This window comes from Allosphingosinicella sp., assembly GCF_036402135.1.
Lineage (GTDB): Bacteria > Pseudomonadota > Alphaproteobacteria > Sphingomonadales > Sphingomonadaceae > Allosphingosinicella.
Genome location: NZ_DASWTN010000034.1, coordinates 40,661 through 54,372, shown reverse-complemented (window position 1 = coordinate 54,372; position 13,712 = coordinate 40,661). Strand labels below are relative to the sequence as shown.

At 66.1% G+C, this 13,712-nt stretch carries 12 protein-coding genes; 7 read left to right on the top strand and 5 right to left on the bottom strand.

The window, feature by feature from the left end; all coding sequences use genetic code 11:
• Positions 1–182: 182 nt before the first annotated feature.
• Together VGD10_RS10145 and secG are read right to left on the bottom strand one after the other, a co-directional pair.
• Positions 183–1,820 (bottom strand): CTP synthase, encoded by a 1,638-nt coding sequence (locus VGD10_RS10145; RefSeq protein WP_331040703.1) that lies wholly within the window; start codon positions 1,818–1,820, stop codon positions 183–185.
• A gap of 95 nt (positions 1,821–1,915) precedes the next feature.
• Positions 1,916–2,329 (bottom strand): preprotein translocase subunit SecG, encoded by a 414-nt coding sequence (gene secG / locus VGD10_RS10140; RefSeq protein WP_331040702.1) that lies wholly within the window; start codon positions 2,327–2,329, stop codon positions 1,916–1,918.
• Positions 2,330–2,422: 93 nt separating this feature from the next.
• On the opposite strand from secG, the gene VGD10_RS10135 reads away from it, so the two are divergent.
• Positions 2,423–2,932, top strand: a complete 510-nt coding sequence (locus VGD10_RS10135; protein ID WP_331040701.1) for a nuclear transport factor 2 family protein — start codon at positions 2,423–2,425, stop codon at positions 2,930–2,932.
• Between the two features lie 5 nt (positions 2,933–2,937).
• Here VGD10_RS10135 and tpiA read toward each other — a convergent pair whose 3' ends face one another.
• The gene (tpiA, locus tag VGD10_RS10130) at positions 2,938–3,657 is read right to left on the bottom strand and encodes a triose-phosphate isomerase (RefSeq protein ID WP_331040700.1); all 720 of its coding nucleotides are present in this window, start codon (positions 3,655–3,657) and stop codon (positions 2,938–2,940) included.
• A gap of 120 nt (positions 3,658–3,777) precedes the next feature.
• Here tpiA and VGD10_RS10125 point away from each other — a divergent pair, with 120 nt between their 5' ends.
• The 4 genes from VGD10_RS10125 to VGD10_RS10110 all read left to right on the top strand — a co-directional run bounded on the left by VGD10_RS10125 (position 3,778) and on the right by VGD10_RS10110 (position 7,407).
• On the top strand, positions 3,778–5,700 hold the full coding sequence (locus VGD10_RS10125; protein WP_331040699.1) for a peptidylprolyl isomerase: 1,923 nt from the start codon (positions 3,778–3,780) through the stop codon (positions 5,698–5,700).
• A gap of 22 nt (positions 5,701–5,722) precedes the next feature.
• A complete protein-coding gene (locus tag VGD10_RS10120) occupies positions 5,723–6,310 on the top strand; it encodes an aminodeoxychorismate/anthranilate synthase component II (protein ID WP_331040698.1) in 588 nt (195 codons plus the stop codon).
• A 93-nt stretch (positions 6,311–6,403) separates the two neighbouring features.
• Positions 6,404–7,066: a transcriptional repressor LexA gene (gene lexA / locus VGD10_RS10115; protein ID WP_331040697.1), complete on the top strand. Its 663-nt coding sequence runs from the start codon at positions 6,404–6,406 to the stop codon at positions 7,064–7,066.
• A 2-nt stretch (positions 7,067–7,068) separates the two neighbouring features.
• Positions 7,069–7,407, top strand: a complete 339-nt coding sequence (locus tag VGD10_RS10110; protein WP_331040696.1) for a VOC family protein — start codon at positions 7,069–7,071, stop codon at positions 7,405–7,407.
• 35 nt (positions 7,408–7,442) lie between these two features.
• On the opposite strand, the gene VGD10_RS10105 is transcribed toward VGD10_RS10110, so the two are convergent.
• Positions 7,443–9,575 (bottom strand): ComEC/Rec2 family competence protein, encoded by a 2,133-nt coding sequence (locus tag VGD10_RS10105; protein WP_331040695.1) that lies wholly within the window; start codon positions 9,573–9,575, stop codon positions 7,443–7,445.
• A 20-nt stretch (positions 9,576–9,595) separates the two neighbouring features.
• Between VGD10_RS10105 and gltX the strand changes: the two genes are divergently transcribed.
• Together gltX and VGD10_RS10095 are read left to right on the top strand one after the other, a co-directional pair.
• Positions 9,596–11,017: a glutamate--tRNA ligase gene (gene gltX, locus VGD10_RS10100; protein WP_414639523.1), complete on the top strand. Its 1,422-nt coding sequence runs from the start codon at positions 9,596–9,598 to the stop codon at positions 11,015–11,017.
• A gap of 10 nt (positions 11,018–11,027) precedes the next feature.
• Complete coding sequence (locus VGD10_RS10095) at positions 11,028–12,314, top strand: citrate synthase (RefSeq protein ID WP_331040693.1); 1,287 nt, start codon at positions 11,028–11,030, stop codon at positions 12,312–12,314.
• Position 12,315: 1 nt separating this feature from the next.
• Here VGD10_RS10095 and VGD10_RS10090 read toward each other — a convergent pair whose 3' ends face one another.
• On the bottom strand, positions 12,316–13,707 hold the full coding sequence (locus tag VGD10_RS10090; protein WP_331040692.1) for a HAMP domain-containing sensor histidine kinase: 1,392 nt from the start codon (positions 13,705–13,707) through the stop codon (positions 12,316–12,318).
• Positions 13,708–13,712 lie beyond the last annotated feature (5 nt).

Sequence of the window (13,712 nt, the reverse complement as noted above, 5' to 3'; positions counted from 1 at the left end):
CGGGGTGGGCTAACGGCTCCAGACGCCGACACTAATCCTGTGTGAAAGCAACAGCTCCGCAGAAAACGATGATCCGAGCTTGCAAAAGCGTACGCCAATGTCCGCTTTCCACCCATAGCAGATATTGTTGGTGCTGCGATGTCGGCTCGGAACGTCCGCTGCCGGTGCTTGCCAGATTTAATCTAAACCAACCGGCTCTGCTTCACCGCCGCTTCGATGAAGCTTGCGAACAGCGGGTGCGGGTCGAAAGGCTTCGACTTTAACTCCGGGTGGAACTGGACGCCTACGAACCAGGGGTGGTCGGGGCGTTCGACGATTTCCGGGAGTTGGCCGTCGGGGCTCATGCCTGAGAAGACGAGGCCGCCTTTTTCCAGCGCGTCCTTGTAGTGGATGTTGACTTCGTAGCGGTGGCGGTGGCGTTCGCTGATCCTGGTGCCGCCATAGATGCTGGCGACGTGGCTGTTGCCGCCGAGTTCCGCTTCATAGGCGCCTAAGCGCATGGTGCCGCCGAGGTCGCCGTTCGCCTCGCGGTGCTGCTGCACGCCTTCGGGCGTCATCCATTCGGTGATGAGGCCTACTACAGGCTCCGCCGTCTCGCCGAATTCGGTGGAGCTTGCGCCCGCGACGCCGGCCGTGTTCCGGGCGCCTTCGATACAGGCCATCTGCATGCCGAGGCAGATGCCGAAATAGGGCACTTTTCGCTCGCGCGCGAACTGGACGGAGAGGATCTTGCCCTCGGTGCCGCGCTCGCCAAAGCCGCCGGGGACGAGGATGGCGTGGCAGGGCTCTAGGCTAGCCGCCACCTCCGCATCGCCATGCTCGAACAATTCCGCGTCGAGCCAGCGGATGTTGACCTTGACCCGGTTGGCGATGCCGCCGTGGACGAGCGCCTCGGTAAGGCTCTTATAGGCGTCCTGAAGCCCGACATATTTGCCGACGACGCCGACCGTCACCTCGCCTTCCTGATTGGTGAGGCGGTCGATGATTTCGTGCCATTGGGAAAGGTCCGGCGCGGGCGCGTCCATGATGCCGAAGGCGCGGAGCACCTCGGTATCGAGGCCTTCCTCATGATATTGGAGCGGGACGGAATAGATGCTCTTCGCGTCGAGCGCAGGGATGACGGCTTCCTTCCGCACGTTGCAGAAGAGCGCGATCTTGGCGCGCTCGCTGTCGGGAAGCGGCCGGTCAACGCGGCAAAGGAGGACGTCGGGCTGGATGCCGAGCGAAGTGAGGTCGCGGACGCTGTGCTGCGTCGGCTTCGTCTTCAGCTCGCCCGCCGCGGCGATATAGGGGACGAGCGTGGTGTGGACGAAGACGGTGTTCTCGCGCCCGATGTCGTTCCGGAGCTGGCGAAGCGCCTCGATGAAGGGGAGGCTTTCGATGTCACCGACGGTGCCGCCGATCTCGCAGATGATGAAGTCGTGGCCTTCCGTTTCGGCGAGTGCGAAGGCCTTGATCTCGTTGGTGACGTGCGGGATCACCTGGACGGTGGCGCCGAGATAGTCGCCGCGCCGTTCCTTAGCGATAATGTCGCGGTAGATGCGGCCGGTGGTGATATTGTCCGACTGCCGCGCCGCGACGCCGGTGAAGCGCTCATAATGGCCGAGGTCGAGGTCGGTCTCCGCCCCGTCGTCGGTCACATAGACTTCGCCATGCTGATAGGGCGACATCGTGCCCGGATCGACGTTCAGATAGGGGTCGAACTTACGGATGCGGACCTTGTAGCCGCGCGCCTGAAGGAGGGCCGCCAGAGAGGCAGCCATGAGACCCTTGCCAAGCGATGAGACCACGCCGCCGGTGATGAAAATGAACCGCGCCATGGGAGTCGAGGCTTAAGCGGGTCGCCGTCGCTAACGCAAGGGCAGGAATCACGTTTTCGGCCAAAGTGGTACTTTGGCCGAGGTTTTTCTGGGGATTATTGGGCGAGCGGGACTGCGCCGTTCGTCTCCGGAGCCGGAGCGGCTGCATTGGCTGCAGGAGCGGCCGTCCCTGCGGCGGGCGCTGCGGGGGCGAGGCCGGCGAGCGGGTCGATGGTCGGGACGCCGCCGGGGGCCTGCACGGGCGCGGCGGGTTGACCGGCGAGCGAGGGATCGATGGTGGTCGGTGCGCGGTCGACGGCGGCGAGGCCGGCAAGCGCGATCGACAAAACGATGAAGAGCGTGCCGAGTACCGCGGTGGCGCGGGTCAGGAAATCGGCGGCGCCGCGCGCGGTCATCAGGCTTCCGCTCGACGAAGCGACCAGCCCGCCCCCTTCTGAACGCTGCATCAGGATGACGATGACGAGGCTGGCGGCGACGATCGTCTGGACGATGAGGAGGAAGGTGAACACGTGGGCTGTCTTTCGATTTCGGGAAATTGCTGCGCTGCGATCTAGTCGATGTGCGCGCCGGGTTCAACCGCGGGGATGGCCGCGGGACCGATCATGTTCTATCCTGGCGACGATACAAATGTTGAGGCAGCGATGCAGATGATCCTGGCGGCATGGTTATTGGCGGTTGCGGCCCCGGCGGCGAGCCAAAGCGCGCTTGAGCGCACGCTCCTGGCGCTCGAGGAGGAAAGGCAGGCCGCCTATGTCAAAGGCGATCGGGCGGTGCTGGAGCGGCAATTCGCCGCCGAATATAGCCACACCAACCTTCGCGGCGGCACGACGAACCGGGCGGAGGAGCTTGCCTTCTACGCGCCGGGCACTTTCTCGCTGAAGAGCGGGAAGATCGAGGATGTCACCGTGCACGATTACGGCAACACCGCCGTATTGCTGGGCACCGTCGTCTGGGAAGGCGCGACTTTCCGGCCGCAGCCCAACGTGCCCATCGACCTAAGCGGCCGCTTCCGCGTCACCCGCGTCTATGTGAACCGGGCCGGCCGCTGGCAGCTTTCCACTTCGCATGCCAGCCTGATCCCTCCGGCGGAACCGGCAGCCGCCAGCGAATAAACTCCTCAGACGCCTGCCGCCGCTTCGATGATCGGCACGAATTGGGCGGCGGTGAGGCTTGCGCCCCCGACCAGGGCGCCGTCGACATTGGGGGTGGCGAAAAGCTCGGCGGCGTTGTCGGCCTTGACCGAGCCGCCGTAGAGGATGCGGACGCCCTTCCCCACATGGTTGCGGATAGCAGCGTGCATTTCGCGCACGTCTTCCGGCGTCGCGGTCTTGCCTGTGCCGATCGCCCAGATCGGTTCGTAGGCGATCACCAGCTCGCCGCTGCCGCGCTCGGTAGGGAGCGAGCCCTGAAGCTGCCGCGTGACGACCGCGATATGCTCGCCCGCCTCCCGCTGCGCCTCGCTTTCGCCGACGCAGACGATGGTCTGGAGGCCGGCGGCCAGAGCGGCGGTCGCCTTGGCGCGGACTTCCTCGTCCTTTTCATATTGGTCGGCGCGGCGCTCCGAATGGCCGACGATGACGAGCCGCGCGCCCGCTTCCTTCAGCATCGGGGCGGAGATGCAGCCGGTATGGGCGCCGCAATCCTTGGCATGAACGTCCTGGGCGCCGATGGCGAGGCCGGGCGCGCGCTCGCGGGCGGGAACGATCAGGGTGAAGGGAGGGCAGACGGCGACGTCGACGCCCGAATTGGCTTCGGCGGCGGCGGCGATGGCGTCGAGCTCCGCAAGCTGCGCCAGATTGCCGTTCATCTTCCAGTTTCCAGCCACCAGCTTCCGCAACTTACCTCTCCCTGTTCGTGAATGGCGCGCGCCTAGCAAGCTGGCGGCCCCGCGCCAAGCTTGCCGCATGCCGCAGCCTTTTCTATGACGGCGCCCTCCCGTTCCTTTTCAAGGTAAGTCATGCTCTCCTTCTTCCGCCGCGGCATCATGTCCAAGCTCATGCTGGGGGTGCTCGCAATCGGCCTCTTCGCGATCGTCATTACCGGCTTCGGCACGGGCGGGAGCGGGCTTGGCGGTGTCGGGGCGGGAAGCTCCACCCTTGCCAGCGTCGGCGACGAGACGGTCACCTCGACGGAGCTGACCGACCAGGTGAACCGGCAGCTGACCCGCGCGCGGGAGCAGCAGCCTGAGCTCGACTTGCCCCGTTTCCTTCGCACCGGCGTGTTCGAAGAGGCGCTTCGCGGCCTCATCTCGGTGAAGGCTTTGCTTTCGTTCGGCCGCGACGTCGGATTGGCCGCGTCGAAGCTGATGGTGGACCGCGAGATCGCTAGCATTCCGGCGTTTCAGAACCTTGCCGGCCAGTTCGACAATGCGGCCTTCCAGGCGGCGCTCGCCCGGCAGAACGTGACCGAGCAGGCGCTCCGTAGCGAGATCGAGGCGTCAATCATCCAGCGCCAGCTGCTCCTGCCGATCGCCGGCAACGCGCGGGTGCCGCAGAGCCTTGCGCTTCAATATGCCTCGCTACTGCTCGAGCGGCGGCAGGGGTCTGTGGGGATTGTGCCCGCAGAAGCTATGCCGGCTGGGCCGGCACCGACGGATGCGGAACTGCAGACTTTCTATAACCAGAACCGCACCCGCTACACGCTGCCGGAGCGGCGCGTGCTTCGCTATGCGGTGTTCGGGCCCGACAAGGTGGCGGCGCAGGCACGTCCGACCGATGCCGAGATCGCCAATTATTACCGCACCAACGCGGCACGTTATGCGGCGCAGGAGACCCGCGATCTGAGCCAGGTGGTGCTGCCGACGCAGCAGGCCGCCCAGCAATTCGCGGCCAAGCTCGCCCGCGGCACCAGCTTCCAACAGGCGGCGGCGGAAGCGGGCTTCAGCGCCGGCGATATCCGTCAGGCGGGGCAGAACCGCCAGGGCTTTAGCGGGATCAGCTCGCCGGCCATTGCCAATGCTGCCTTCGGCGCGGCGGAAGGCGCCGTGACGCAGCCCATCCAGTCGGAGCTTGGCTGGCACATCGTCCGCATCGACAAGATCAACCGCACGCCTGCCCGTGCGCTCGAGGCCGTGCGCGGCGAGATTGCAGCAGCGCTTACGCAGCAGAAGACGGAGGCCGGCCTTGCCGACCTCGTCACGCGGATCGAGGATTCACTCGCTGATGGATCGAGCTTCGAGGAAGTCGCCCGGGCGAATGGCCTTCAGGTGCAGGAAACACCGCCCGTCACGGCCGCTGGTGCTGGGGCGACCACCGACATTCAGCCGCTGCTGAAGACCGCCTTCGAGATGGCCGAGGACGAGGATCCGGTCGTCGAGACGATCCAACAGGGCCAGCGCTTCGCCATGCTTGCCGTCGGCCGCATCGTCCCCGCCGCGCCGCCGCCGCTCGCGCAGATCGCCGACCGCGTACGCACCGACCTCGTCGCCCAGCGTCAGGCGCAGCGCGCCCGGCAAGTCGCCGCCGCCATCGTCGCCAAGATCAATGCGGGCACCGCGCCTGCACAGGCCTTTGCGCAGGCGGGCATCGCCCTCCCCGCGCCGCAGCCGATCAACGCCCGCCGCATGGACATCAGCCAGGGTGGCGCTGAGGTTCCGCCGCCGCTCCAGATGATGTTCAGCATGAAGCGCGGCACCGCCAAGCTTCTCGAGGCGCCGAACCGCGGCGGCTGGTTCGTCGTGCATCTCGCCACGACGGAAGCGGGCGATGCGCGCGGCAACCAGCAGCTCATCCAGGCGACTCAGGCCCAGTTCGGGCAGGTGGCGAGCGACGAGCTTGCCCAGCAATTCACCAATGCGGTGGAGCGCCAGCTGGAGGTAGAGCGCAACGAGGACGCGATCCGCGCGCTGAAGCGTCAGCTGCAGGGGCCCGGCGCGCAGTAAGGCTAGGGCGGGATCGGGCGCCTTGATCCTCGTCATCGACAATTATGACAGCTTCACCTGGAACCTGGTCCATTATCTGAAGGAATTGGGCACCGAGGTAGAGGTGGCCCGGAACGACGAGATCAGCGCCGCCGAGGCTATGGCCGCGGGCGCCGAGGCGTTCCTGATCTCACCCGGCCCGGGCACGCCTGATCAAGCGGGCATTTCGCTGGAGCTGGTCGGGCTATGCGCCGAGGCGGAAAAGCCGCTGCTCGGCGTCTGCCTCGGGCATCAGGCGATCGCGCAGCATTTCGGGGGACGCGTGAAGCGGGCCAAGCAGATCATGCACGGCAAGACCTGCCCAGTCGTGCATGACGGGACCGGCGTTTTCGACGGCATCCCCTCCCCGTTCACCGCGGCCCGCTACCATTCGCTGGACGTCGATGAGGAAGGACTGCCGGAGGAGCTGATCATCAATGCGGCGGCACCCGATGCCTGCGTGATGGGCATGCGGCACGCGCATCTCCCGATCCACGGCATCCAGTTCCATCCGGAAAGCGTCGCCTCCGAATATGGCCACAAGCTGCTCTTTACGTTCCTGAAGCTGGCAAGAAAGGCAGCGTTGGCCTGAGGCGCAGCACACCTCTCGAAATCTGCCGCTTGACAAGCATCCGTAACGTTTCATAGGTGTTCCACATTCGTTCCTTCTTAGGGAGCCGGAACAATGCTGACCCGCAAGCAGAATGAGCTTCTCCGCTACATCCATGGCCATCTCGCCACGAACGGCGTGTCGCCTTCGTTCGAGGAGATGAAGGAGGCGCTGGAGCTCAAGTCCAAGTCCGGCGTGCACCGGCTCATCTCGGCGCTTGAGGAGCGCGGTTTCATCCGGCGGTTGCCGAACCGGGCGCGGGCGCTGGAAGTGCTGCGAATGCCGGACGCCGCGGCGCCGGTGCCGCAGGCGGCAAACCGAAACGATGCGCCGAAGAGCATCCCGATCGCGGCCAACGACATCATGGAGATCCCGCTTCACGGCCGGATCGCGGCGGGCACCCCCATCGAGGCGCTGCAGGGAACGGAAAGCCTTGCCGTTCCTGCCGCCCTGCTTGGGCCTGGCGAACATTATGCACTGGAGGTCGCCGGCGATTCCATGGTCGAAGAAGGCATTCTCGACGGCGACTATGCCCTCATTCGCAAGACCGACACGGCGCGCGACGGCGAGATCGTGGTGGCACTGATCGACAATGAGGAAGCGACCCTGAAAACCTTCCGCCGGGAAGGCCAGATGATCCGCCTCGATCCCGCCAACCGCAGCTATGATCCGCAGCGTTACCGGCCCGAGCAAGTGCAGGTGCAGGGCCGCCTCGCCGGACTACTGCGGCGCTACTGACGATGGCACGGTTAAATTATGTCGAACTGCCGGTGCGGGATATCGGCGCGGCGAAGAGCTTCTACGAGCAGGTGTTCGGCTGGTCGCTGACAGAGTTCGGGCCGACCTACGCAGCGACGATCACCGGCGACACCGATATCGGCCTGCAGGCGGACCCGGCGGAAGCAACCAAGGCGCCGCTGCCGGTGATCGAAGTCGAGGACCTTGAAGCCGCGTTCGAAGCAGTGAAAGCCGCGGGCGCGGAGATCGTTCGCCCCATCTTCGCCTTTCCGGGGGGACGCCGCTTCCAGTTTCTAGACCCGAGTGGCAACGAGGTCGCTTGCGTGAAGTCGGAGCATTAGGCGCTACCCTGCGTAGGGGGTAGCGGAGGCGGACATCACCTTGCCCAAGGATGGCTGCCCACACGTTCGGCAACGGTGGTGACGCGAGGTTGTTCTTCGAGGGTGACGGCGAAACCGCCGCTTTTGGCTAGGAAGGTGCGATCGGCTTTAAGCCAGCGGGGGCTGCAGGCGCGGGGAAGAAGGCGGTCGGCGACGACGATGTCGGCCCCGGCGCAGGCGCGGACCATGTCCTTCCATTCGACGAAGCGCGGGCTACGGGTGGCGAGGAGGCGCCAGCGGCGGCCGTCCCGCACGATGTCGGCGGCGCAGAGGTCGGCGCTGCAGGCGGCGGCGGGAAGATCCTCAATGCTGAGCAGCTCGCCTTCATAGCCAGATGTTTCCGAAAGCATGTCGCGGACATAGTCGCCGGCGCGGCCGCGGAGCAGGGCGAAGCCGCCGGATGAGGTGCGGATGGCGAGGTGGCGGCCGTCGCCGGTGACGATAAGATCGGGTGCGGGCGTGGACACGGCCCAGGTAGCGCCTGCGAGGGCGGGCAGCAGACCCCAGCGGCGCCAGCGTGTCTTCCAGAGGCAGATCCAGAGGCCGCCGAGCACCATCATTGCGAAGGCGCCGCGCGGCATGGTCGGGAGCAGTGCGACAGCGCCCGGCGCATTCGCAGTGGCGTGGGCGAGGTCGAGCAGAAGCGACAGGCTCTTGCCGGTCAGCCACCAGAAGGGTGCGCCAAGGCCAGCCAAGTCGAAGAGCAGCGCCAAGGCCTCCAGCGGCATGACGATGAAGGTGGTGAGCGGGATGGCGACGATATTGGCGAGCGCACCGTAAAAGCCCGCCTTGTGGAAGTGGTAGAGGGCGATCGGCGCCAAAGCGATCTCGACGGCTAGGCCGGTGAGGATGAGGCCGAGGAGGAAGCGTCCCGAGCGCTGGAGGAAGCCTTCGTCCCGGCGGGAGAGGAGCGCCTTCACCTTCGGATGCTCGTGGAGTGCGACGATTGCGGCGATGGCGGCGAAGCTGAGCTGAAAACTGGGGCCGGCGAGCGATTCCGGCCAGAAGAGGAGCACGATAAGCGCGCCAACCGCGAGCAGCCGCATTGTGAAGGCTTCACGCCCGAGCGCCAGGCCGAGCAGGATCAGCAAAGCCGCCACGCAGGCGCGGACGGTCGGCACCTCCGCGCCGGTGAGCAGCGTATAGGCGATGCCCGCTGTCGCACCCGCCGCGGCCGCGATCAGGACGAGCGGCCAGCGGAGCGCGAGCGTGGGACTGAGCGCAAGCAACTTTAGCGTCAGCAGCATCACCGCTCCGACCACGGCCGTGAGGTGGAGGCCGCTGACCGAGAGAAGATGGGCGAGGCCGGAGCGGCGCATCGCTTCGGCATCCTCTTCCGAGATCGCGCCCTGATCGCCGGTCGCCAGCGCGGTGGCGATGCCGCCTTCCCCTCCGCCGAGGCGGGAGCCGACATGGTCGGCGAGCCGCTGCCGTGCAGCCGCGATCCGCGCGACGAAGCCTTGCGTCCTCGGCGGCGAAATTAGTTCATTCTCGCCCAAGGCGCGGCCGGTGCCGCCGATCCCTTGGAACCAAGCGACGCGGGCGAAATCATAGGCGCCGGGGACAGCCATCTGTGCTGGCGGCATCAGCCAGGCCCTGAGGCGGATCGTCGAGCCCGGGGCTATATTCCGCGCCTTCTCCTCATCCACGTTGATACGGAGCTTCGTCGGCAGGTTGGGAGCCTCGACGGGGGAGACGATGAGGCGCACAGACTGCTTGGCCGGGACACGTTGGAAGCTTTGCACTGCAGCGGCGAATTCCGCCATCTGCGCACGTTCGAGGCGCGGGGCTGCGGCGCGTTCCGCTTTCCACCAAATGAGGCCGCAGCCGAGCGCGACGGCGAGCGAGAAGATGGCGAGCGCCCTTCCCCAGCGTGTCCCGCCCGCCGTGAGGAAGCCGAAGAAGAGCGCACCCGATGCGAGCAGGAACGCCGTCCAGCTTGCGCTGTCCGGAAGCGCGAACCAAGCCGCGATGCCAAGCCCCAGCCCCACCGGAAGCCAGAGCGGAAGCTGGTCCCGCTCCGCCTCGAACAGCCTCTCCAGTCGCTCCGAAGCCCGCGAAAAGAACCTCCCCACGCCCGTTTGTAGCGGTGCATCCGCTATGCTAGGGGCGCGTCCGTCACTGGCCATCGGCCGCATCCTTGGAGAATGTGCGCGTGAGCGCAAGCACCCCCGTCGTCACCCGCTTTGCGCCCTCGCCCACCGGTTTCCTTCATATCGGCGGCGCGCGCACCGCGCTCTTCAACTGGCTGTTCGCGCGTCATCACGGCGGCAAGTTCCTGCTCCGCATCGAGGATACGGACCGGGCGCGGTCCACCCAGGCGGCGATCGAAGCGATCCTCGAGGGCATGCGCTGGCTCGGGCTCGATTGGGACGGGCCGGAATATTACCAGTCGCAGTTCGGCGAGCGGCATGCCGAGGTGGCGCACCAGCTGCTCGCCAGCGGCAATGCCTATAAATGCTATGCGACGGCCGAGGAGCTTGAGCAGATGCGGGCCGAGCAGCGCGCCAACAAGCAGCCGCTCCGCTATGACGGCCGCTGGCGCGACCGCGAATGCGGCCCTGAGCAGGAGGGCATGCCGTTCAGCATCCGCCTCCGCGCGCCGAAGGAAGGCGCGACCACGATCCACGACAAGGTGCAGGGCGAAGTCACGGTCCAGAATAGCGAGCTGGACGACATGATCCTGCTCCGTTCGGACGGCACGCCCACCTACATGCTCGCGGTCGTTGTGGACGACCACGACATGGGGGTGACCCACGTCATCCGCGGCGACGATCACCTCAACAACGCTTTCCGGCAGCTCGGAATCATCAAGGCGATGGGCTGGCCGGAGCCGACCTACGCCCATGTTCCATTGATCCACGGTCAGGACGGCGCCAAGATGTCTAAGCGGCACGGCGCGACCGGCGTCATGGACTATCATGAGCTGGGCATCCTGCCGGAAGCCCTGTCCAATTACCTGCTCCGGCTCGGCTGGGGCCATGGCGACGACGAGATCATCAGCCGCGAGGATGCGGTACGCTGGTTCGACCTCGATCATGTCGGTCGCTCGCCCTCCCGCTTCGACATCAAGAAGCTGGAGAACTTGAACGGCCACTATATCCGCGAAGCGTCCGACGGGCGGCTAGCGGGGCTTGCCGGCGCGAAGATCGAGCAGCTTCTGGACCGCGCTTTGTCGAACGACGAGCTGGCGCTCCTCACCCGCGCCATGGAGGGGCTGAAGCCCCGCGCCAAAAACATCAATGAACTTGCAGAAGGCGGCACGTTTCTTTTCAAATCACTGCCGCTCGACATGGACGAACGCGCTCTTGCCTTGCTAGAGGGCGAAGGGCCGGACCTGCTCGCCCTCGTCCATGCCCGCTTGTCCGCAATCGCGGACTGGTCGGCCGAGGCGACGGAGCAGGCCGTTCGGGAGGTGGCGGAAGGCGCGGGCGTAAAGCTCGGCCAGGTGGCGCAGCCGCTCCGGGCGGCGCTCACCGGCAGGGCGACATCGCCCGGCATTTTCGATGTGCTGGTGCTGCTGGGCAAGGCCGAAAGCCTCGCCCGCATCGCCGACCGGATGACGAAGTAAGGAAGAAGATATGGCCGACGGCAGCGCGAAACTCGATCTTGGCGGGCAGCAATTCGATTATCCGGTCAAATCGGGAAGCGTAGGGCCCGACGTCATCGATATCCGGAAGCTCTATGGCCAGACCGGCGCCTTCACCTACGATCCCGGCTTCACCTCGACCGCGGCCTGCGAGAGCGCGATCACCTATATCGACGGCGATCAGGGCATCCTGCTCCATCGCGGCTATCCGATCGATCAGCTGGCCGAACATTCGACCTTCATGGAGGTCTCATACCTGCTCCTGAATGGCGAGCTTCCGACGCAGGGAGAGCTGGACAAGTTCGGCTACACGATTTCGCGCCATACGATGTTGCACGAGCAGCTTTCGACCTTCTACCGCGGCTTCCGGCGCGATGCGCATCCGATGGCGATCATGTGCGGCGTCGTCGGCGCACTTTCCGCTTTCTATCATGATTCCACGGACATCACCGATCCGAAGCAGCGGATGATCGCCAGCCACCGGCTGATCGCGAAAATGCCGACCATCGCCGCGATGGCGTATAAATATTCGGTCGGGCAGCCGTTCATGTATCCGGACAACAGCCTGTCCTATACCGGCAACTTCCTCCGCATGACCTTCGGCGTTCCGGCGGAGCAATATGAGGTCAACCCGATCATCGAGCGGGCGATGGACCGGATCTTCATCCTCCATGCCGATCACGAGCAGAATGCGTCCACCTCGACCGTCCGCCTTGCGGGCTCGTCGGGCGCCAATCCTTTCGCGTGCATCGCGGCGGGCATCGCCTGCCTCTGGGGCCCTGCGCATGGCGGCGCCAACGAAGCCGCGCTCAACATGCTGCGCGAGATCGGCACGCCCGACCGCATTCCGGAATATATCGCCCGCGCCAAGGACAAGGACGATCCGTTCCGCCTGATGGGCTTCGGCCACCGCGTCTACAAGAATTACGATCCGCGTGCGAAGGTGATGCAGCAGACCGCCGAGGAAGTGCTGAAGGAGCTCAACATCTCCGATCCGGTCCTCGACGTGGCCCGGGAGCTCGAGCAGATTGCGCTCAACGATCCCTATTTCATCGAGAAGAAGCTGTATCCGAACGTCGATTTTTATTCGGGTGTGATCCTGTCGGCGATCGGCTTCCCAACGTCGATGTTCACCGCCCTCTTCGCGCTCGCCCGCACCGTCGGCTGGGTCGCGCAGTGGAACGAAATGATCTCCGACCCCGACCAGAAGATCGGCCGCCCGCGCCAGCTCTACACCGGCCCGACGCAGCGCGATTACGTACCGGTCGGCCAGCGCTGACCTAGCGGCGGCGTTCCAGTGGCAAGCCGAAGGTAAAGCGGGCGCCCTCGCCCGGAGCGCTGTCGACGGCGAGAGTGCCGCCCATCGCTTCGGCCAGTCGGCGCGCGATGTAGAGACCAAGGCCGGTTCCTCCCGGCTCGCTGGCGTCCACCCGTTCGAATTTCTCGAAGATGCGTTGCTGGTCGGCGAGGGCGATGCCCTTTCCTTCATCGGCGACGGAGATCGAGCCGACGCCCTTCTGCGCCGACGCGGCGATCCTCACCGTGCCGCCTTCCGGCGAGTAGCGGATCGCGTTGGTGACGAGGTTCATCACGATCTGGAGCGCGCGTTTATATTCGCCGCGCACGGGAAGCTTTAGCGCCTCGGCCGGCGCTTCGATGGTGACGCTCTTGCCGGACGCGCGGACGCCGAGGAGCTGGGCGGCATGTCGCGCCACCTCAGCGAGGTCCATCGGGTCAGAGGCCGGCTTGAAGTCCGGGCGCTCGATCGCCTGCAGGTCTACGAGGTCGTCGACGAGGGTCAGGAGGTGGCGCCCCGCCGAGGCAATATCGCCCGCATAGCCTGCATAATCGGGCTGAAGCGGCCCTTCCTTCTGCGCCTCGATATCCTCGGCATAATGGATGATGTGGTCGAGCGGGTCGCGAAGGGCCTTGTCGATCCGCTCGCCGAAAGCGGTGAGGTCGTGCTCCTCCTGCGCGGGGGGCGTCACATCATTGGCGGCAGCGTCCCGAAGCGAGGCGGAGATACTGGTGGCGGAGCCGCGAAAGCCGGCAAAGCGCCCGGCGCCGTCGATCAGCGGCACGCCGCTGAGGGTGAAGGCCTCTCGTGTGCCGATGCGAAGCTCGGCAAGCTGGTCGTCGAAGCGGCGGCGCTCGGCAAGCGCGTTGAGGATCGGGAGCGAGCCGTCCTCATGTTCCTTGAAGCGGAAAAGGCTGGTGAGCTGCTCGCCGGTGAGTTCGGCGGGAAGCCTTCCGGTCGCCTGCGCCGCGCCCGGGCCAAGCGCGGTGAAGCGGAGCGTCTCGTCCGTCTCCCAGGTCCAGTCGACGGCCGCGCGGACGAAATCCGCCTCCTGCTCGGCCGCGGGCCCTGAGATGGGGCGATGCGCCGCCCGTTCGGTCCAGCCGCCGATCGAAAGCTCGATCCGGTCGCCCGCCGGCTCCGCCCGCACCCACAGTTCAAGATCGCGGTCGCCGTCCGCGGCAATGGCGCCGCGCGAGATCACCACGCCCAAGCGCCGGGCGAGCCGGGCCAGCGCTGCCACTTGCGGCACAGCGAGCACGCCCCCTTCCCTGCCGCCCGCGCGGCGGTGGAGGTCGACAAGCTGCGGATCGGCCGTGATGAGGCGGCAATCGCCGTCGAGCGTCGCCCGTACGGTCATGAGTTCGGGTGCCACGCCGG

Coding starts and splice junctions, on each gene's coding strand:
- VGD10_RS10095 (WP_331040693.1), top strand. CDS start 11,028: ATGGCCGACGGCAGCGCGAAACTCGATCTTGGCGGGCAGCAATTCGAT.
- VGD10_RS10110 (WP_331040696.1), top strand. CDS start 7,069: ATGGCACGGTTAAATTATGTCGAACTGCCGGTGCGGGATATCGGCGCG.
- lexA (WP_331040697.1), top strand. CDS start 6,404: ATGCTGACCCGCAAGCAGAATGAGCTTCTCCGCTACATCCATGGCCAT.
- VGD10_RS10105 (WP_331040695.1), bottom strand. CDS start 9,575: ATGGCCAGTGACGGACGCGCCCCTAGCATAGCGGATGCACCGCTACAA.
- VGD10_RS10135 (WP_331040701.1), top strand. CDS start 2,423: ATGTTCTATCCTGGCGACGATACAAATGTTGAGGCAGCGATGCAGATG.
- VGD10_RS10125 (WP_331040699.1), top strand. CDS start 3,778: ATGCTCTCCTTCTTCCGCCGCGGCATCATGTCCAAGCTCATGCTGGGG.
- VGD10_RS10145 (WP_331040703.1), bottom strand. CDS start 1,820: ATGGCGCGGTTCATTTTCATCACCGGCGGCGTGGTCTCATCGCTTGGC.